The sequence below is a fragment of the Streptomyces maremycinicus genome (assembly GCF_001184025.1).
GTDB lineage: Bacteria > Actinomycetota > Actinomycetes > Streptomycetales > Streptomycetaceae > Streptomyces > Streptomyces maremycinicus.
The window spans coordinates 5,330-22,855 of record NZ_BBYG01000027.1; the positions used below are offsets into that span (position 1 = coordinate 5,330).

20 protein-coding genes and 2 pseudogenes are annotated in these 17,526 nt (G+C 69.7%); 6 read left to right on the plus strand and 16 right to left on the minus strand.

The features are described from left to right. Both AOQ37_RS40980 and AOQ37_RS40985 read right to left on the minus strand, forming a co-directional pair. Positions 1-284: hypothetical protein (locus tag AOQ37_RS40980; protein WP_199825147.1), on the minus strand; the 284-nt coding region annotated here is incomplete at its 3' end. 211 nt (positions 285-495) lie between these two features. Beyond that, positions 496-672: pseudogene (locus tag AOQ37_RS40985) on the minus strand (FAD-dependent oxidoreductase); the annotation flags it as partial. A gap of 870 nt (positions 673-1,542) precedes the next feature. Here AOQ37_RS40985 and AOQ37_RS36615 point away from each other — a divergent pair. From AOQ37_RS36615 to AOQ37_RS36625, 3 genes are all read left to right on the plus strand, one after another. After that, positions 1,543-2,121 (plus strand): Uma2 family endonuclease, encoded by a 579-nt coding sequence (locus AOQ37_RS36615; RefSeq protein ID WP_062651271.1) that lies wholly within the window; start codon positions 1,543-1,545, stop codon positions 2,119-2,121. Continuing rightward, positions 2,118-2,339 carry a helix-turn-helix transcriptional regulator gene (locus AOQ37_RS36620; protein ID WP_062651273.1) on the plus strand — a complete coding sequence of 74 codons (222 nt, stop codon included), beginning with the start codon at positions 2,118-2,120 and terminating at the stop codon, positions 2,337-2,339. The genes AOQ37_RS36615 and AOQ37_RS36620 overlap by 4 nt, the downstream gene beginning before the upstream one ends. 69 nt (positions 2,340-2,408) lie before the next feature. After that, positions 2,409-2,840: a hypothetical protein gene (locus tag AOQ37_RS36625; RefSeq protein WP_062651275.1), complete on the plus strand. Its 432-nt coding sequence runs from the start codon at positions 2,409-2,411 to the stop codon at positions 2,838-2,840. A 714-nt stretch (positions 2,841-3,554) separates the two neighbouring features. Here the strand turns inward: AOQ37_RS36625 and AOQ37_RS36630 are convergent. Then, positions 3,555-4,181, minus strand: a complete 627-nt coding sequence (locus tag AOQ37_RS36630) for a TetR/AcrR family transcriptional regulator C-terminal domain-containing protein (RefSeq protein WP_062651277.1) — start codon at positions 4,179-4,181, stop codon at positions 3,555-3,557. Between the two features lie 72 nt (positions 4,182-4,253). Here AOQ37_RS36630 and AOQ37_RS36635 point away from each other — a divergent pair, with 72 nt between their 5' ends. Continuing rightward, a complete protein-coding gene (locus tag AOQ37_RS36635; RefSeq protein ID WP_062651279.1) occupies positions 4,254-5,504 on the plus strand; it encodes an FAD-dependent monooxygenase in 1,251 nt (416 codons plus the stop codon). Between the two features lie 387 nt (positions 5,505-5,891). Here the strand turns inward: AOQ37_RS36635 and AOQ37_RS36640 are convergent, their stop codons facing one another. The 9 genes and pseudogenes from AOQ37_RS36640 to AOQ37_RS36675 all read right to left on the minus strand — a co-directional run bounded on the left by AOQ37_RS36640 (position 5,892) and on the right by AOQ37_RS36675 (position 11,156). Then, on the minus strand, positions 5,892-6,329 hold the full coding sequence (locus AOQ37_RS36640) for a class I SAM-dependent methyltransferase (RefSeq protein ID WP_306305229.1): 438 nt from the start codon (positions 6,327-6,329) through the stop codon (positions 5,892-5,894). A gap of 467 nt (positions 6,330-6,796) precedes the next feature. Then, a complete protein-coding gene (locus AOQ37_RS36645) occupies positions 6,797-7,093 on the minus strand; it encodes a hypothetical protein (protein WP_062651370.1) in 297 nt (98 codons plus the stop codon). Positions 7,094-7,408: 315 nt separating this feature from the next. Beyond that, a pseudogene (locus AOQ37_RS41620) lies at positions 7,409-7,686 on the minus strand (Dyp-type peroxidase domain-containing protein); the annotation flags it as partial. 15 nt (positions 7,687-7,701) lie between these two features. After that, positions 7,702-8,037, minus strand: coding sequence for a hypothetical protein (locus AOQ37_RS36655; RefSeq protein ID WP_062651283.1), 336 nt, complete (start codon positions 8,035-8,037; stop codon positions 7,702-7,704). Between the two features lie 43 nt (positions 8,038-8,080). After that, the gene (locus tag AOQ37_RS36660) at positions 8,081-8,842 is read right to left on the minus strand and encodes an SDR family oxidoreductase (protein WP_062651285.1); all 762 of its coding nucleotides are present in this window, start codon (positions 8,840-8,842) and stop codon (positions 8,081-8,083) included. 128 nt (positions 8,843-8,970) lie between these two features. Continuing rightward, on the minus strand, positions 8,971-9,150 hold the full coding sequence (locus tag AOQ37_RS41625) for a Rossmann-fold NAD(P)-binding domain-containing protein (protein ID WP_234437135.1): 180 nt from the start codon (positions 9,148-9,150) through the stop codon (positions 8,971-8,973). Positions 9,151-9,283: 133 nt separating this feature from the next. Next, the gene (locus AOQ37_RS41635; protein ID WP_234437136.1) at positions 9,284-9,427 is read right to left on the minus strand and encodes a hypothetical protein; all 144 of its coding nucleotides are present in this window, start codon (positions 9,425-9,427) and stop codon (positions 9,284-9,286) included. A gap of 221 nt (positions 9,428-9,648) precedes the next feature. Further along, positions 9,649-10,311, minus strand: a complete 663-nt coding sequence (locus tag AOQ37_RS41920) for a sigma factor (RefSeq protein ID WP_062651287.1) — start codon at positions 10,309-10,311, stop codon at positions 9,649-9,651. Between the two features lie 440 nt (positions 10,312-10,751). Then, positions 10,752-11,156, minus strand: coding sequence for a winged helix-turn-helix transcriptional regulator (locus AOQ37_RS36675; RefSeq protein WP_062651289.1), 405 nt, complete (start codon positions 11,154-11,156; stop codon positions 10,752-10,754). 72 nt (positions 11,157-11,228) lie between these two features. Here AOQ37_RS36675 and AOQ37_RS36680 point away from each other — a divergent pair, with 72 nt between their 5' ends. Next, a complete protein-coding gene (locus AOQ37_RS36680) occupies positions 11,229-11,870 on the plus strand; it encodes a malonic semialdehyde reductase (RefSeq protein ID WP_234437132.1) in 642 nt (213 codons plus the stop codon). A gap of 309 nt (positions 11,871-12,179) precedes the next feature. On the opposite strand, the gene AOQ37_RS36685 is transcribed toward AOQ37_RS36680, so the two are convergent. Both AOQ37_RS36685 and AOQ37_RS42240 read right to left on the minus strand, forming a co-directional pair. Continuing rightward, the gene (locus AOQ37_RS36685; protein ID WP_062651291.1) at positions 12,180-12,521 is read right to left on the minus strand and encodes a hypothetical protein; all 342 of its coding nucleotides are present in this window, start codon (positions 12,519-12,521) and stop codon (positions 12,180-12,182) included. Between the two features lie 99 nt (positions 12,522-12,620). Beyond that, positions 12,621-12,992: a hypothetical protein gene (locus AOQ37_RS42240; protein WP_062651293.1), complete on the minus strand. Its 372-nt coding sequence runs from the start codon at positions 12,990-12,992 to the stop codon at positions 12,621-12,623. Between the two features lie 488 nt (positions 12,993-13,480). Here AOQ37_RS42240 and AOQ37_RS36695 point away from each other — a divergent pair, with 488 nt between their 5' ends. Beyond that, positions 13,481-14,245 (plus strand): class I SAM-dependent methyltransferase, encoded by a 765-nt coding sequence (locus AOQ37_RS36695; RefSeq protein WP_062651374.1) that lies wholly within the window; start codon positions 13,481-13,483, stop codon positions 14,243-14,245. 517 nt (positions 14,246-14,762) lie between these two features. Here AOQ37_RS36695 and AOQ37_RS36700 read toward each other — a convergent pair. Beyond that, the gene (locus AOQ37_RS36700) at positions 14,763-16,121 is read right to left on the minus strand and encodes an NAD(P)/FAD-dependent oxidoreductase (protein ID WP_062651295.1); all 1,359 of its coding nucleotides are present in this window, start codon (positions 16,119-16,121) and stop codon (positions 14,763-14,765) included. Between the two features lie 416 nt (positions 16,122-16,537). Beyond that, positions 16,538-17,257, minus strand: a complete 720-nt coding sequence (locus AOQ37_RS36705; RefSeq protein ID WP_234437133.1) for a GNAT family N-acetyltransferase — start codon at positions 17,255-17,257, stop codon at positions 16,538-16,540. Positions 17,258-17,526: the final 269 nt, after the last annotated feature.

Genomic DNA, 17,526 nt, shown 5'->3' on the forward strand with positions numbered 1-17,526 from the left:
ACCCACACCCACACCGGCAGCGCCACTCCCAGCAACACCCGCACCCACACCGGCAGCACCCGCACCCACACCCGCACCCGCACCCACACCGGCAGCACCCGCACCCACACCCGCACCCGCAGCCACACCGGCACCGCCACTCCCCACCCCACCGGCAGCACCCGCACCCGCACCCACGTTGGTACCCGCCCCCGCGCCGGCACCCCCGCCCGCACCGGCACCCGCACTCCCGGCCACGCCATCACCGGCGCCTGTGCCGGCACCCGCACTCCCGGCCACGCCATCACCGGCGCCTGTGCCCGCGCCCCCGCCCGCACCCACACCGGCACCCGCCGCCAACCCGGCGCCCGCGCTCCCCCTCAGGCCCGCACCCCCACCCACACCGGCATTCCCACTCACGCGATCACCCGCGCCAGCACCCCCGCCCGCGCGCGTACCCGCATCCCCACCCGCGCCCCCGCCCACACCGGTCAGAGCGGGCAGATAACCACGCCGGGCCAGAACCTGCACCGTCCGCGCATGCAACGTCGTCGCCTTCGGCTGCCCGCTCACCTCCCCCCGCGCCTCCACCACCACCACCCGCACACCGAACCCCGCCAACTCACACGCCAACAGCAACCCCACCGGCCCCCCACCCACCACCACCACCTGCGCCCGCACATCCCCCACCATCCCCCCAGCCCCCCTCACCAAATCCGTGTGTGTGCCCTACCCGGCCCAACCCGGCAGCCAGTATCACCGACCAGACACCCCACCCGCACAACAAAAACACCACCCACCACCACCCCACCCAACCCAACCCCACCCACCCCCACCAAACCCCCAACACCCCACAAACCAAACACCCAAAACCCAAAACCGACACCGACACCGAGGCCGAGGCCGAAAGCCAACAGCCACAACACCCCACGACCCACAGCCCACAGCCCACAGCAGACAGCCCACGGCCCACAGCAGACGGCAGACGGCAGACGGCAGACGGCAGACGGCAGACGGCAGACGGCAGACGGCAAAACCCCACACCGGCCAACCCACAACACCCCCGAACACCCCCTGCCCACCCATCGGCAGAGAGCTCAGGGTTGCTGGACCAGACCAACACGCACAAGCGGGTTGTCCCCGCCTCATTCCGTTAGGGGTTCTCGGTCGGCTTCCGCCAGCGCCGGTCGGCCCTCACCTGCGACTCCCCCTATGGCCCGAACCACCCCGGCACACCCCCGGGGAAGCCGGAAACATACCGGACAGTCGGTTCACCACCCGCCACCGGGCACCTCACTCCCCGCCGCCATCCCCGCGCAGGGGATGTCATCGATGCCGCTTCCGCCAAGCTCGAGTTCGCCGGGCACCTCCACCCCCGGCCACCCGAAACCCAGGCACCCGCAAGATCGGAGCTGAAGGTGCAGCAAACGGCGGCGTCGGACGGAACAGGCTGTCAACAGCTTGCCCCGCCCGCGCCGACAGAGCCGCTACAGAGTTCAGACGGTTGAGCGAGGTCCGCGCCGCCCCCGCACGATGACGATTTCGTCATGTACGGTGGCAGGCATGACGGAACAGAGCATCTACCACCACCTGCGTGAGTTCCGTGAGGCCTTCGACAGGCCCGCCCCTTTGGCCTGGCCCGAAATCAGCCGCGGCCAGCTGCTGATGATGATGAGCCCGAAGAAACAGCACCAGCTCGTCGCACACCGGCTGCGCACTCAGCTCGAGCCTCAGCTGGCGGAAGACCTGGTCCTCATGCTGGAGACCGACGTGGAGGACGCCGCACTGGGAGTCCTGCGGGTCCCGGACCTCATCGTGATCGACGAGGAGGAAGCCACCGCCGCAGGCGACGCGATCGACCCCCGCCGCTCCCATCTCGTGATCGAGATCGTCTCGCGGTCCAACCCCAGCAACGACTACGAAGGCAAGCTGCACGACTATCCCGCCATGGGAGTGCCGCACTACCTCATCGTCGACCCCCGCGACGGGAGCGCCGTCCACTACTGGGCTCCCGTGCGCCGCACCGGTACACCCGCATACGACAACAGGCAGCACTACGCCTTCGGAGACACCATCACCATCGCCGGCTGGAAGATCGACACCGCAGAGCTGCCCCGCTACCGGCCGGACACCGGGCCGTGAACGACACGGCCCGCCTCGTCCGGCAATGGCGCACCCGGCGAGGCCTGTCCCAGGCCCGCCTCGCCGAACTCGCCGGCACCGGACAAGCCGCGATCTCCCGCATCGAGTCAGGGCGCGACCTGCCCACCCTGGCACTCCTGGACCGCATCGCCCTCGCCCTGGACTGCCGCCTCACCGTCAACTTCACCGCCAGCCCCCCACCGCCACCACCCCCATGACCGCGCGCCCGGCGTGAGTGATGATCCCTGGGTGACCTCTTTGCCAGATGCCGTGCACACGCATGCGCAATGGGTCGCTCGCGCCCTCGCCAGCTCCGGCTACCTCGCCGATTCCCCCCAGCCAGCCTGCACGGCATCGAGCCGTTCATTAGCGACCACAGCAACCAGGGGACCGCGGCGGAAGGAGGACTCCTCACCGCCCACCCCGCAACCCGGCTGTTCGCCCTCGGCTGCTACCTGGGCCAGACGCCCCAGCATGCCCTCGGCGGAAGCCGGGAGGCCGACGACGACTGCCCGCACAGCGCGACCGACATCAGACTCCGCCTCCCCGACGGGCCGATCCTGTGGCCGGTACAGCGCATGACCAAGCGCTACCGCAACGACCCCGAGGACAGCATCACCGCCTACACAGCGATCCTCAGGCTGAACACCTCACGCCAGCCACAGGCCACCACAAAGCGACGCATCCGCATCCGCATCCGCATGCTGCGACGCCACTGACCACACGGCCCGAGCGGCACAGGCCCGGATACGCGGCACCCACCCCGAACCCCACCGGCAATAGCCACGCGCCGCACCAGCCGCGCCGGGCCGCTCCGAGGCCCATCAGCGGTTGATGCGGTTCCCGGTCACACCGAACCAGGCAGTGGGTCCCAGGAGAGCCACCTCCTCCCAGCGAACCTCCGTACTTTCGCCCTTCCTGTTCAGCGTGTGCACCCCTCGATACAGGGCCAGGACTGCGTCACGCAGCAGCTCACCCCAAACACCCTCCCCCCAGCGGAATACCGGCACTTGACCCACAGCACCCCCGCTCCCCCACCCCCAACCCACACCACACCCACAAGGCGCGTGAAAAATACCGGACAGACGGTTCACCACCACCCCCGTCACCCGCACCTCCACCGCCCCCGCCGCGCCCGAGTTCGCCGGGCGCCGCCGGCCCTGGCCGCCGAGCGAAAGATGGCCGGCAGGCCGCAGGTAGTGGGCTCGGGCTGACGGGTCGGTCGGCGAACGGCCGACCGGACGGCCGCGGGCGGAAGCCGCGGGTCGGGCGGCGAGAGGGGCCGCTCGCTGGAGTCAGTCCGCAGGGAGATGGCCAGGCTCAACCGGGCGAACGTTGCCTGATCACGGCACTCGCTGTCGTCAAACCCTGTCAGCAATCACCATCGGATCTGATTGGATTCGCGCCGCCGCGAGCCCCCGGATCGCACGGGCTCACTGGACGTCCGTCACACCTGTCGCTATTCGGTCCTTTGACGACAAGGAGGCGGCCCGTTTTGCGGTGCGGTGCACCAGGCCGTCCAGGATGAGGGTCAGGCCGGCCTCGAATGCCGACTCGTAGTCGATCACAGGCATGTCCGCCGCCGGATCCGAGCCGTCACTGGAGCCGACGTCCGCCTGTTCCTCCAGGACACTGCCGACTGTGAAACGGCCGGCGGCCAGCATCGCCATCTGCGCGTCCCGTTCAGGCACTCCGGAGGCGACCAGGAAGTCCATCTTGCGGCGGATCCGGTCGAGGTCGTTGGCAGGGGTGCTGCCCGCGTGGAGGCGTGCGCCGTCCCGGCGCATCAGCAGGGTGCGCCGGAAGCTTCGCGTGTTGTACAGGAACCAGTCGCGCCAGTCGTCGTCGGGCGTGGGCAGCGGGGCGGCCGCATGCGGTGCCATTGCCGCCTCCGCCATGGCGGCGAGGAGGTCCTTCTTGGTGCGGAAGTACCAGTAGAGCGAGGGCTGCTCGACGCCCAGCCGCTTCGCCAGCCGCCGCGTACTGACCGTGTCCAGCCCGACCTCGTCGAGCAGGTCGAGCGCTTCGGAGACGACGATCTCACGGTTCACCTTGGTCACGTTGACAAATCTATCACTGATAGATGACCCTGAAGAGGAATCATTCACTGATAGATTTTTGAGGTGATGGGTATGGCCAACCGATCGGGAGCGCGCCCCCTGCGGGTCCTTGTTGCCGGCGGCGGGATAGCGGGCCAGGCTCTGGCTTTCTGGCTCACGCGGGGCGGCCACAGGGTGACCGTTGTCGAACGCTTTCCGGTGCTGCGGGCCGCCGGGGCACAGGTCGACCTCAGGGGACAGGGCATTGAGGCCGTCGAACGGATGGGGCTTCTTGACGCCGTCCGCGGCAAGCTGGTGGACGAGGCGGGTGTCGCGTTCGTCGACGCTCGCGGCAGGGCCAAGGCGACGATCATGGCCAACACCTCCGGCCAGGGCCGGCAGACCCTCACCTCCGAGTACGAGATCATGCGCGGTGACCTGGTACGCATCCTGCACGACGCGTCGAAGGACGACGCCGAGTACGTCTTCGGCGTGAGCGTGGACGGCTTCGAGCAGGACGAACAGAAGGTCATCGCACACTTCTCCGACGGGTCCTGCGGCGAGTTCGACCTCCTGGTCGGCGCGGACGGACAGGGATCGCGCATCCGGCGGGCGATCCTCCCTGCGGGCTGCGACCCGTACTGGCGGGTCGGCATCCACATGGCCTACTGGTTCATCCCGCGCATCGCGTCCGACAGCAACATCCGGGACACCTACATGGTGCCGGGTGGCCGTCAGATCATGCGCCGCAGCCACAACCCGACCGAGACGCAGGTGTACTTCGTGATGCGGGAGGAGTCCGAGGAAGCCTCCGCGATCCACCGGGAACCCGTCGAGCACCAGCAGAAGTTCTGGGCGAGCAGGTTCCGCGACGCGGGCTGGCAGACCGAGCGCTTCATCAACGGCATGCAGACGAGCCCCTTCTTCTACTCCCAGGAGATCGTCCAGATCCGCACCGACACCTGGTCCAAGGGCCGCGTGGTCCTTGCCGGCGACGCAGCCCACTGCGCCTCCCCTTACAGCGGCATGGGCATCTCCGGCGGCCTGGTGGGCGCCCACGTGCTGGCCCGCGAGATCAACCAGCACCCGGGCGACCTGCCGACCGCACTGGCGAACTACGACAGCGTGCTGCGCCCCTTCGTCGACGAGATCCAGGGCGAGGTGAATCCGCGTCTCCTACGCCTGGGCATGCCGATGACCCAGCGTGCCATCGACGCCTTCCAAGCCGCCACCGCACTGGCCTGCTTCCTGCACGTTCCAGATCTCGCCGCGCGCTTTTCCAAGGAGGACCGCGGCGGCAGCTGGCAGCTCCCCGAGAACCCGGCGCCGATCAGCACCACCTGAAAGCGGCCGCACACCGCAGACCAATAGCCGTCGGGAGCAGCACCTACCCCCGATCACCTCACGCCGCGAGCCCCGCCGCCGCCCCGCCAAACTCCACACCGACAAGGCTACGACTACGGCCACCCGGGCAATGGCTCCGTGAACGAGGCATCCGCCACCGCATTGTTCACGACTCGGCCACGGGCTTGCGCGCCCATACGTAACCCTGCGGTGTCTTCTCGGCAGAGTCCGGCCGGCGGGTAGCCGTAGCCCAGACTTCGAACCCGGCACGTCACAACAGTCCTGCGATCACGTCCGGTTGCCGCCGGTACCAGTCGACACAGATGACCTTGCCGAACACCTCGGCACGATGCCCCCGATCGTCACCGACCTGGAAGAAGACCAGCATCAACTGCCCACCCGGTGCCAGCACCCGGTGAAACTCGAGGAACACCTCCGCTCGTCGTTCCCATGGGATGTGGATGATCGAGTAGTAAGCGAGCAACCGCCAAGGGACGCCTGCGGTGGATCCAGGGCCGGCATCGATCCCACCTCAAAACTGAGGTCCGGGTAGGTGCGGCGGGCCACGACGATCATCCCGGGCGACGGATCGATGCCGAACGCGTTCAATCCCAAACGGTGCAGTGCCGCCGTGACCTGGCCGGGTCCGCACCCCAGATCGGCGACAGGACCATTTCCGCTTGCCTGCGTCAGCTCGGCGAAGGCGGCCAACGGCGCACGGTCGAGCGGCTTGACGTCCAGGTCAGAGTCCACCTTTTCGGCGTACTCCACGGCCATGACGTCATAGGAGGCTCGGGTCGCGGCGAGGAAGCCTTCGTCGGGCATGAGCATGAAGATTGGGCGGCACGGTGTAGCCCTTGCACCCTGGTCAGGTAGCGACCGCCAACGATGGCGAGGTGCAGGTGATCTCGGCAAGCCGTCCGCAGTGGTGAACCTCCGCAGCACTCAAGATCGCCAACTGTTGCCTGCGGTGCGGACCAGCCGCTGCTGCTTCACATGAAGCGAGCCCTGGCGACCTCCGGTGAAACCGCCCGGGGGTGTCGGTGCGCGGGTGCCGCTGTCGGCGCGGATACCGGCCCGGTCGGGGGGTGTCGCCGCACTAGGACCGTGGTCGGTTCCTGGTGGTTGTTCGTGTGGTCGGGGCCGACTGACGCGCTCGCTGGTACGCGCGCCGCATGAGGGCGGTACCGCACCGCGTGCGTTGGGGGGCTGACGACGATGACGAGAACGCGGGCGGATGTGGATGCCGGCGTGCGGATCGAATTGCTTGCTCCTCAGGTCTGTCTTCAGGATCAGGCCGTGGAGCGGCGGCGAGCGCGGAGCCGGCGGACGCCCTTGATGCCGTAGCCGACAGACATGAGCACGAAGCCGGCAGCAGAGATCCAGAGCCAGGAATGCGCCACCACAGCACTCAGAAACGCCCCGCCAAAGAGCAGCAGGCTACCGACGGCGTCCAGCAGGTCGAGGCGCGCCTTGAAGCGCACTGCGGCGTCGGGTCCGCGCAGTCGGTGGCTGATGGGAACGAGCCCAAGTACATGTAAGACGGTCAGGCCGAGGAAGATCCAGTTGAACCAATCGGGTATGTCCACGGCGCGCACTGTATCGCCCGCCCGGAAATTCCTCGGGACGAAGATCCAAAAGGTGCGCCTTGAGCGTATGCGGTAGACCCTGCACTTCGCTGGAGGTGGTGACCGGCGGTGAAACCATCCAGGACGTCAGTCTGCGGGTGCCGCCAGTGGGGTTGTCGGCGGGCCTATCGGGCCGGTCGGGGGCGGTGTTGGCGCACAGTGACCGTGGTCGGGCCCCGATGGTCGACGGTGTGGTCGGGCCGACCGGTGCGCTCGGACGTACAGCGGTGCCGCATCAGAGCGGCACCGCGCCGTGTGCGTGCGGGGTTGGCTGACGAAGAGTAGATCGCCGGGGGTGGCGACCGCTCGGTGCTGCGGGCGCGCAGTTCTTCGAAGGGATGCAGTCTCGTCGGGCGTTCGCTGGCGAACAGGCGATCCCAGGCGTGGGACCCGATGCCGGTCACACAGCTCAGCAGACCGTCCGGGTGGGCGCGGAACCCCACGGAACGTTCCAGGGAGCCGAGGTCCGGCAGAAGGTCGCGGGCGGTACGTTCGCCGCCGTCGTTGACCGTGACGACCAAGAAGATCGCCGCTTTGGTCAGAGGGGACGAGATCGTCTGAGGAAAGGGTCAGTCCCCCGTCCTCGGTACCGCGGGGATCGGCGGTTCGGCCTCCTGGACCTCCAACCGGTAGATGCAAATCTCATGGCTGCGTCCGGTCGAGACCTTGCTCCAGCCGTCCAGGACGCGCCAGCGACCCGCGCTCCCGCGCAGGTGCGGTCCGTCGGTCGTGGCGGCCACGTGGAGTTCGACCTCCAGTTCCCGGTGCCGCTCGTCCGGGACGTGCAGTTCCAGGGCGAAGCGGCGCGGGGGCCGTCCGCCGCCGGGGCGGGAGGTGTCCGACGGCATTGGTACGGCGGCGAGTCTGCGCATCGCACCGAGCAGCTCGATGTCCAGTGTCGTCATCCGTGATTCTCTTCCTACGAGGGTGGGTTCGGAATGGGCGGGGTCAAGAGCTGACCTCGGGGGCGGGGCGGCCGGCGAGCCACTCCCGGTAACTGGTCTGCGCGACGAAGGCGCCGGGGCCCGGCAGGAGGTCCCATGTGCGCGGGCGAGCGCCGAGGAAGGGGCTACAGGCGTGCGTGTGGACAGGCCGGCGGTCCGCGTCCGTCGCGAGGGCGATACGGATGAACCGATCCAGCCCGAACCGTTCGGGGCCGGCGATCTCGTGCGCTCCGCTCAGGGGCCGGGACACCGCGATGTGCGCGAGGTACATCGCCACATCCGTCAGGGACACCGGCTGCACGCGCAGCGGCGGCACCCGGACGGCGCCGTTCTTGGTGGCCGTGTCCGCGATGGCCTCGGCGGCCTCGAACAACTGGGTGCTGCGCAGGATGGAGTGTGGGATGCCGGAGCGTTCGATCATGGCTTCCCGGGCGCGCAGCGCGGTGAAGGCAGCGTCATCGTGCACCCGGTCCACGCCGACCGCGGAGAGGCACACGTGGTGCCGCACCCCGGCGGCGATCGCGGCGCGCAGGAGGCCGTCGGCACGGCCGTTGTCCGTGGGGAACGTGCCGGTGGCGGAGTGCGGTTGATGGACGAGGTCGATCACCACCGCACAGCCGTGCAGGGCGTCGGCGACCTCCTCCGGGGTGAGTGCGTCGAACCCGGCGGGTGCCGAGACGATGCCCACCTCGTGTCCGTGGTCCCTGACCCACAAGGCGGTCTCGACGCCCATGAGTCCTCCGTCGTCGAACACCACGACCTTCATCGTGCATCAACCTCCTCAACGCCTGGTCGGTCGAGGGGTTTGACCGGTCCGGTGCCCGATGTGTGACACGGGGGGGGGACGGGAAGGACCGCCGATCGGCTTCGCTGTCCGGGGCGGTGTCAGACGAGTTACAGGCCGCCGTCCACGGTGACGACCTGGCCGGTGGCGTGCCTTCCCGCGGGGTCGGTCATCCGCGGGACCCAGTGGGTGATCTCTTCGGTGCCCGCGATGCGGTGGGTGGGGATGCGGTCGCGTTCGTAGGTGTACATGTCGTCGGTGGCCTCGGGGGTGAGTCCGGCGCGCAGCATGACGTCGGGGTGGGGCCGGGGGCGACGGCGTTGACGCGGACTCCATCCTCCGCTTCCAGCGCCCAGCTGCGGGTCAGCTGTTCGACGACGGCCTCGGTGGCCGCGTAGTGCGCGCGGGCATAGGCCGGTGCCCCTAGGTGCTGGAGCGGTTGATGATGGTGTCGGAGGTCTCGCGCAGGTGTGGCAGGGCGGCGTGGGCGAGGAGACTCGGCGCGACGACGTTTGGGGCGAGGAGGTTCGTGACGGTCTGCTCGTCGGTATCGGCGAGTCTTGTCACCGCTGGGTCCCCTGCGCGCTGTTGACCAGGCGGTCAATGCGTCCCCACCGCCGTACGGTGGTCCTGATCACCCCGGCGTCAGCAAAGGCGACTGCTGTGGGCCGGCCGATGCCGGAACCGGGTCAGGTCACTGCGGCCACGTGGCCCGCGAAGCACACTCGATATGGCTGCGTCCCACTCAACGGCTGAAGACTGAACAGTGTGACACGGTCGGCGGATCGTCACGCGGCGGGGGCAAGCACCTTCACCAGGTCGTCCAGGTCGCCGGTGTGGGCGGCCGTCCGGAACGCCGCGGCGAGGCGGCGGTGCGACTCGACGGGGACCGGGCGCTCCCGGCCGGACTCCAGCCGGGCCTGTGCCCGGTGCACCACCACACGCGCGTTGGGGGCGCTGATCCGCAGCAGGGACGCGAGTTCGGCGTAGGCGTAGCCGAATCCCTTGCGCAGGACGTAGGCGGCCAGCCGATCCGGCGTCAGTCGCGCCATGAGCAGGGCCAGGGCCCCCTCGACCGCAACGCTGCGCTCGACGCTCAGTACGGGGTCCGGGGTGGCCCGGTCGCCGAAGTCGGCCAACTGCGGCTCGACCGGGACCTCGTGGCGGTGGCGGGCGGAGCGGACGACATTGATGGCCAGCCGGGTGGTCGCCGTCACCAGGAACGCGGTCGGGTTGGCGACTTCCGCGCGCTGGGTGAGCTGCCAGCGCAGCCACACCTCCTGGACCACGTCCTCGGCTCCGGTGACGTCGCCGAGAATGCGGTAGGCGATGCGGAAGAGCCGCGTCCGCTCGGTCAGGAAGGTGTCGAGGGCGGCGTCCATGTCGTATTCCCCGGCCGGCAGGGCGAGCGCGGGTTCGGTTGTCGTCGTCTGCGAGCCGGTCGCGGGCATGGGGAACTCCTCGTGGTGGAAGGGTCGCCCGTCCAGGGCGCGCCTCCACCCTCGCTGCGGGACCCCCGCCCCCACGCCCCTGGCTGCCCGTGGTGGAGTCCGTGGCCCCCCGTGGGACTCCCCCGGGGGGCCCCTCCCTGAACCCGTGGGGCTTCCGCGGGCCACCCCCACGGGGGGGGACCCCGTTGGCCGAGCCCGTAGGGCCCACTCATGCCCCGTCGTCCGACCCGACCTGTACCCGCTACCGCATGAGGACGGTGATGTCGTGGTCGGAAAAGATCTCAATCCGACGGTCACTCTGGTGTGGTCCCGGCAACTCGGGTGCGGCGGGGTGCCGTTCCGCCGCCCCCTACCCATGTCGCCGACCTGATGCGGGGACGTGTCGGCTGACGCCGGGGTCGCCGCGGCGGCTCATGTGAGCCGCGGAGGGCGCGTCCGGTTCAGTTCCGGGCGCGGCGCTGGGGGGCAGCCGGTGTTTCGGGCAGGTGGCGGGACGCCCAGCCGGCCAGCTCGCCGAGGATGGGCATGAGGGCCGTCCCGTCCGGAGTGAGCCGGTAGCGGACCATGACCGGCGGTCCGGGCTCGACCTCACGCACGGTGAGTCCCGCGCCGGACAGCTCGGAGAGGCGCTCCGAGAGCACGGAATCGCTGATGCCCTCTACCGCGCGCCGCAACTCCGCGTAGCCCAGGGGCCCGTGCTGCAGCGTGGCCAGGATGACGCCGTTCCATCGCTTACCGAGGAAGCCGAACGCCCTCGTCAGGTCCCCGTCGCAGGCCGCCGGATGGTGCTGCCCGGTGAGGGCTTCGCCCGCGCGGGGCGATCGGGGGTCCGCTGCTTCCGTCATGTCTCCAGGATAGCGAGGGTGCTACGCTCCCCCCAGTCACTCTGTTTTCCAAAGTGACATTGTCAGACAAAGTTGCTTTGCATTTACGAGCTAGAGGATTTCGACGGCACCACCTCGGTCCCTCTTTCCCGGGTCGGCGCCGACGCCCGGGCCGCGCTCTTCACCGACGCGCGCACCGCCTACTCCTTCACCGACGTACCGGTCGACGACGCGATGCTTACCGGCATCTGGGAACTGACCCGCTGGGCCCCGACCGCCGCGAACCTACAGCCGCTGCGTGTCCTGTTCGTCCGCACTCCCGAGGGCAAGGAACGCCTGCTGCCGCACCTCGACGAGGGGAACCGGCCCAAGTCGGCCTCCGCCCCCGCCGTCGCGGTCTTGGCCGTGGACAACCGCTTCCACGAGCACATCCCGCACATCCTGCCGATCAAGCCCGAGCTGCGGGAGCACTTCGCCGCCGAACCCGCCCAGCGGGACGGCATCACGTCCTTCAACGGCCCGCTGCAGGCGGGCTACTTCATCCTCGCCGTCCGAGCCTGCGGTCTCGCCGCCGGGCCCATGGCCGGCTTCGACGCGGCGGGGATCGACAAGGAGTTCTTCCCTGACAGTTCCTGGCACTCCGTGCTCGTCGTGAACATTGGCCACCCTGCGGGCCCTCCGGAGTTCGGCCGCATGCCGCGCCTCGCGCACGAGGATGCCGTCGCCTGGGTCTGAACCGACGGGCTCCTTCCTCGCCAACGACCGCACGGCCGCCTCCGTGTCAGGTTGCGGGGGCAGGCTCAGCAGGCGCACGGGGGTGTCGCTCTCGGTGCCCGGCGTGGCGGTGTAGAGCCGCTGCGACTGGGCGGGGCGGGGCGGGGCGGACCAGGGTCTGGCAGTGCGGGTCCGGCGTGCCGGGTTGCGCGTGGAGAAAGCCCTCGGGTCGCGCGGGACGCTCCCAGGACGGGGCGCTCGCGCTCCGGGATTCCGGGTGCACGCGGCTGGCTCGAAAATGCCGTTCCTCCCCGAAGGCCGCGGCTGGTCTCAGGGGCGGGTGCTCACGAGGAGTACGGTGCCCACGAAGGTCAGCAGGGTCAGGGCGGTCACGGCGATGAGCAGCCACCGCATCCACCGGAGGAAGCTGCGGTACCGGGCCGAGTCGGCCTGGGCGATGCTGTCGGCGATGTGCTGTGTCACTGTCCCGGCAACGTACTTCTGCTCATCGAGGTACCACTCCTCGATGTCCCTCTTCTGCCGGTGACTCAGCCCGGCCGACTGCGCGAGGAAGGCGGTCACGCGCAGCCGCGCGGCGCTGAGATGGGCCTCCTGGTACAGGTAGGCCTCCAGGTCGGCCAGCCCGCGAGCGGCCTGCTCATCCGTGCTCATGAATGCGCTCCCGAAGTAGGCGGCCCGGCGTCCGTGGCGGAGCCGGGCCCGCGAGGACGGTGCGGTGCCGCGGGCACCGCGCCTCAATAACCAGGCGGTTCAGCCGGTGGCCCGTACCGCCTCGCCGATCAGTCGGGCGACGTCGCCAGGGCGGTGCACGTCGACGGTCACGACCGTGGCCTGCGTGCGCTCGGCCCCGAAGATCTGCACCTGGGCCGGCATGTTACGGTCCTCGGTCGCCACCAGGACCCAGGACGGGATGTCCCGCCAGGTGGGGCGGAGGCGCTCTCGGCCAGCGCCACGTCGGCCACCGGCCGCTGAGCGGCGGCCATAGGTCCGGACTGGACGTCCGGACTGGACGTCTTCCAAGAGCTTGCGGGCGCCCTCGACGCCCAGTTCGTACAGCAGCGGTGGCTCCGCGGTGGCGTTGGCGAATGCCTGCGCGGCGCGTTCGAGAACGATGTTACTCATGGCGCGGTCCTTCACGGGTGGTGGGGTAGGGAGGCCCTTCCCTCCCCACAGACCGGGGCGGGGGGCCAGGTGTGACGCGCCGGGCCGTCAGGTACGGAACGCGCTGCAAGGTGGCTGGCCGAACTGGCGTTTGATTTGCCGACTTCGGCAGCAGGAAGTCGTCGACGTACTGGGCGACGTGCGACCTCCGCCGGGTCCGTGGGAAAGGCATAAGAGCCTCCCAGCGGGCATAGTCGAGGCCCGGGGCAGCTCGGCGAGGCGGCCGAACTGTGCGGACAGCCATACCTGGGGGATCACGGGGTCATGACGCCGTACTCCGCTCTCACGACGATTTCCGGGGCTCCGGTGCGGTCCCGGGGGAACGTCGCGAAAGGTCGCGGACGGAGCCGGACCATTTGACTGCGCACCTTGCTTCTGTGACAACGGTCCGCCCTGCGGTCGCCTGTCCTCGCTGTCACACACTGTGCTCATACATTGTCATGTCGGGCATGCACACTATCCTCAGCGGACCGTCGGGCCTCCGACGGGAATCCGACTCCTACGCGGTCACTGCGGAGTTCTACGACATCTTGCAGGCCGACGCGGACAAAGCCCGGGTCCGTCGGCTCTACGCACGCCAGATCGCCGACGCCCGCACCGGCGTGCTGGATGTCGGGGCCGGTACCGGGCGAGTGACGATGCTGGCCCTCGCCGACTCCTGGGCCGACGTGCACGCCATCGAACCGGCCCGGGCTATGCGTACGTCGCTGCTGACCCGGCTCGCAGCCCTGCCCTCCGAGCAGCGGGACCGTGTCACCGTGCACCCGCACCCCCTCGACGAGACCGCGCTGGACGCGGTCGCAGACGTGGCCGTCTGCCATAACATGTTGGGCTGCCTTCCACCCGACGTACGCGAGAAGCTGTGGCTCGCGCTCGGCAGGGCTCTCACCCCCAGCGGCTCGCTGTTCGTACAGCTGCCGCCGGCCCGGCTCCCGGCCCGCACCGTCGTGCGCCTGCTCGCGGACAAGCGGGTCGGCGCGCACGTCTACGGCGGGCGCATGACAATGTCGGCCGCCGACTACCGCATCCGGACCCGCGCCGACTACTGGGTCAGGGACGCCGAGGACGTGCTGCGGGAACACTCCGAGACGTTCTGGATGTGGCCCGCGACGCGCGCCCAGCTGACCCGCGAGCTGGCAGCGCACGGGTTCGCCCCGATTCCGGGGTACGAGGAGTCGGAGCTGCTGGCCGCGACGCTGCGCTGCCGCCGGTGAAACCCCGCACCTCAAGAGCCCCGGGTGCCGCATTGCCCCAAAACCGGGCCCGCCGCCCAGTCATCCGCACGCCCCACCGCACGGTTCGCCGTGTGTGCCACACCAACTGGGGCGGGATGCGACGTGTCGCATGTGACTCGAGGCCCTTCAAGCACTCATGCCCGGCGTCGGCCCGGCGGCCGCCCCATCACCGCGGGGCCCCGCCCACGTGAGCGTCCCGTCGCCGGCGAGTCCATGGACCGCGCGCGCCGCGGCAGCCGAAGCCGCCGCAGAGCCCGCGGCCACAGCAGGCCGGAGCGACGAGGCGGGCGACGGCGGCACGAGGTGAGGCAAGCTCACGGAGCAGATCCTGGCGTACTTCGCGCAGGCCGGGACACAGAGGTCCGCGCCCCCGATGTCACGTCGGCTCTGGGACGCGACACCGACAGCGGCAGCATGAACGCCGTCCGCAACACGCCCGACCGTCTCGTCGGCGCCTCGCGCGTCCAGCGGGCTGGCCGCGGACTGTACCGCGCCGTCATGCCGTGAGCCGGCCTCCGCGCTGTTCGGGCTCCTCTCCTCGGCGCAGTTCGCCGCGGGAGACGAATGCCTCCCGCGGGTGCTGCACCGACGCCAGCGACACGATGTCGCGGCCGTAGAGAAGGGCCGTGACCCACACGGCGAACACACGCGTCTTGCGTTCCCAGCTCGGTATGGCCAGAACGTGATAGCCACGGTGCATGAGCCAGGCCGGGAACCCCTTGATGACCAGGCCCCGGTACTGGAAGATGCCGCGGCCGAGCCCGAGTGTGGCCACCACACCGAGACTGTGGTGCACGTAGTCCTTGGTCGGACGGCCGCGCAGCGACGCCAGGATGTTCTTCGCCAGCAGCTTGCCCTGGCGGACGGCGTGCTGGGCGTTAGGCACGGTGTGCGCGCCCGGTCTTCCGGCCGCGAGATCGGGCACCGAGGCATCGTCCCCGGCCGCCCAGGCGTCGGGCACCACCTCGGTGTCCGTAGTGACCCGCAGATCTGCTCGTACGGTGAGCAGGCCCCGCTCGTCGACGGGCAGGTCGCTGTGGTTGTGCACGATCGGGTTGGCGGCGTTGCCGGCCGTCCACACCAGAAGGCCCGAGTCGTACTCGGTGCCGTCCGACAGCCGCACCCGGCCGTCCTCGGCGGAGACCAGCTGGGTGTTCAGGTGCACCCGCGCCCCTCGTTTCTCCAGTGAACGCACCACCCAGGCGCCCGGCCGGTCCCCGACCTCGGGCAGGATGCGGTCCCGTGCCTCGACCAGGTGGAAGGCCGGTTCGTCCGCGCCGATCTCCGGGTACTGCTTGAGCAGCGCGGTCGCCAGGGCCAGCAGCTCACCAAATCCCTCCACTCCGGAGAATCCGCCACCGACGACGGTGACGGTGAGCAGCTTGGTGCGTTCGGGCCCGCGCGGCAGACCGGCCGCACGGTCGAACGAGGTGAGGAGGCGGTCGCGGATCGCCACGGCCTCCTCGACGTGCTTGAGTCCGTACGCCTGATCGCTCAGCCCCGGGATCGGGAAGGTCCGGGTGACCGCCCCCGCCGTCACCACCAGCACGTCGTAGTGCAGGTCGAGGGATGGCGAGGACTCCGGGCGGACCGTGACCGTGCGCGCGCTGTGGCGGATCTCCGTCACCGAGCCCGCTACCAGACGCGTGTAGTGCAGGTGACGGCGGATCGAGACCGCCGCGTGCCGGGCCTCCACCGAACCGGCCACGACCTCGGGCAGGAAGGGCTGGTACGTCATGTACGGGCGGGGGTCGACGACGGTGACGCGCGCCTCGCCCGGCCGCAGCCTCTTCTCCAGGCCCCACGCGGTGTAGAAGCCCGCGTACCCGCCACCCACGATCAAGATCTCACGCACGGTGTCCTCTGTTCCTCTCGGTCCCAACCTTCTAGACCGCTCGTCGGCACTCGGTGTGACACGGTGGCCGGATCACGTGCCAGGGCTACGTGCGCGCCCTCTCTCGCATGCCGGTTTCGGAGACCAGGGACGTGCGGTGGCCGTGCTGGATGGTGTACATGCTCTTGGACCACTGGCCGTCGCCGCAGCCGAGGAGTGAGCGGCAGAACTGCAGGATGAAGGTGCCGCTCGAGTGCCCGGCCGGAGGTGTAGAAGACGGCCTCGTCGGGGGAGGCGAGCGCGGTGAGCTCGCCAACCCGACCGGCTCTCCCGTCAGGCGGAGTCCCGGCGCGATCCGCCGGCCGGACAAACGAGCGGCGGCGCCGGCGTGCTGGTCGGAGCGGCATCGCGTACTCCGCGTCCGGGCCGGCTGCGGCTCAGGCGGGGAAGGCGAACAGCCGGTACTCGGATGTCGTCGTGAAGCCAAAACGTCGGTACAACGGCTCGCCCGCGGGGCTGGCCACCAGCGCGGCGCAGCTCATCCCGCGTTCCCACCCCACCTGGAGCGCGGCGGCCGTCAGGGCCGCACCGACGCCGCGCCGACGATGTGCTTCGGTCACGTGGACGAGGAAGATCCCGGCCACCCCGTGGGCGGTGATCACCACGGTCGTCCCGACCACTCGGCCGGCCAGTACGGCGGCCAGCCGGATGATGTCGGCGTTGTCCTCGCGCCGCGACTCAATGCGTACCATCTCGGCCTCCAGCCCGGGCTCGACACCCATCGAAACCCGGTACGTCCGGACCAACTCGGCCAGCCGTTCCTCGTCCCGGACGGGCTCCACCCGCAAACCGGTGCGAGCGGTGTGCGGGACTGTGCCCGGGTCGGCCGCTTCGTCGAGCGGGAGCACCATCACGGGGAGGGCCGTGAACTCTCGTCCACCGCGGCACCGCAGGACGTCAACGGTGTCTTCGGGGCTGTCGGGTCCGACCCACCACCACCAGGGAACGCTCGCGAACTCCTTGCGGACGGCCGTCACGTCCGCCCCATCCGCGGACACCGACCGTACGCGTACGACGCCGTTGAACTGCGGAGTGGCAAGCCCGCTGCGGAACTGGTCGACGGTGGTGCCCGCTCGGCTCCGTGTGCCCCATCCCATGAGGTACTGACGAAAGTTGGCGAACACCGAGGCCGTGAGGCCAAGCTCCCGCGAAGCCTCAGTGCTTCGTGTCCCGCTGTTCGACGTGCTGTTCGGGCTTGCCGGATCCACCACTTCCACTGTTTTCCTCATCTCGTGGTCTTGCACATCACCGTGTGCTTTGTGGTTGCGGCCGACGTTCTGCGGCCATGACTGTCCTCCGGAGCGAGGATCATCGCCGTCTTCTGAAGCGGGGGCGGCTGGCGTTCGGGCTCCCGAAGGCACCCTCC

Bases quoted from the DNA above. Each gene is read 5' to 3' on its own strand.
- AOQ37_RS36685 (WP_062651291.1), bottom strand. From the start codon at position 12,521: ATGAGCACGGATGAGCAGGCCGCTCGCGGGCTGGCCGACCTGGAGGCC.
- AOQ37_RS42240 (WP_062651293.1), bottom strand. From the start codon at position 12,992: ATGAGTAACATCGTTCTCGAACGCGCCGCGCAGGCATTCGCCAACGCC.
- AOQ37_RS36625 (WP_062651275.1), top strand. From the start codon at position 2,409: ATGGGTCGCTCGCGCCCTCGCCAGCTCCGGCTACCTCGCCGATTCCCC.
- AOQ37_RS36615 (WP_062651271.1), top strand. From the start codon at position 1,543: ATGACGGAACAGAGCATCTACCACCACCTGCGTGAGTTCCGTGAGGCC.
- AOQ37_RS36705 (WP_234437133.1), bottom strand. From the start codon at position 17,257: ATGGGATGGGGCACACGGAGCCGAGCGGGCACCACCGTCGACCAGTTC.
- AOQ37_RS36655 (WP_062651283.1), bottom strand. From the start codon at position 8,037: ATGACGACACTGGACATCGAGCTGCTCGGTGCGATGCGCAGACTCGCC.
- AOQ37_RS36675 (WP_062651289.1), bottom strand. From the start codon at position 11,156: ATGACGGAAGCAGCGGACCCCCGATCGCCCCGCGCGGGCGAAGCCCTC.
- AOQ37_RS41625 (WP_234437135.1), bottom strand. From the start codon at position 9,150: ATGCTGCGCGCCGGACTCACCCCCGAGGCCACCGACGACATGTACACC.
- AOQ37_RS36640 (WP_306305229.1), bottom strand. From the start codon at position 6,329: ATGCCCGACGAAGGCTTCCTCGCCGCGACCCGAGCCTCCTATGACGTC.
- AOQ37_RS36660 (WP_062651285.1), bottom strand. From the start codon at position 8,842: ATGAAGGTCGTGGTGTTCGACGACGGAGGACTCATGGGCGTCGAGACC.
- AOQ37_RS36695 (WP_062651374.1), top strand. From the start codon at position 13,481: ATGCACACTATCCTCAGCGGACCGTCGGGCCTCCGACGGGAATCCGAC.
- AOQ37_RS41920 (WP_062651287.1), bottom strand. From the start codon at position 10,311: ATGCCCGCGACCGGCTCGCAGACGACGACAACCGAACCCGCGCTCGCC.
- AOQ37_RS36635 (WP_062651279.1), top strand. From the start codon at position 4,254: ATGGCCAACCGATCGGGAGCGCGCCCCCTGCGGGTCCTTGTTGCCGGC.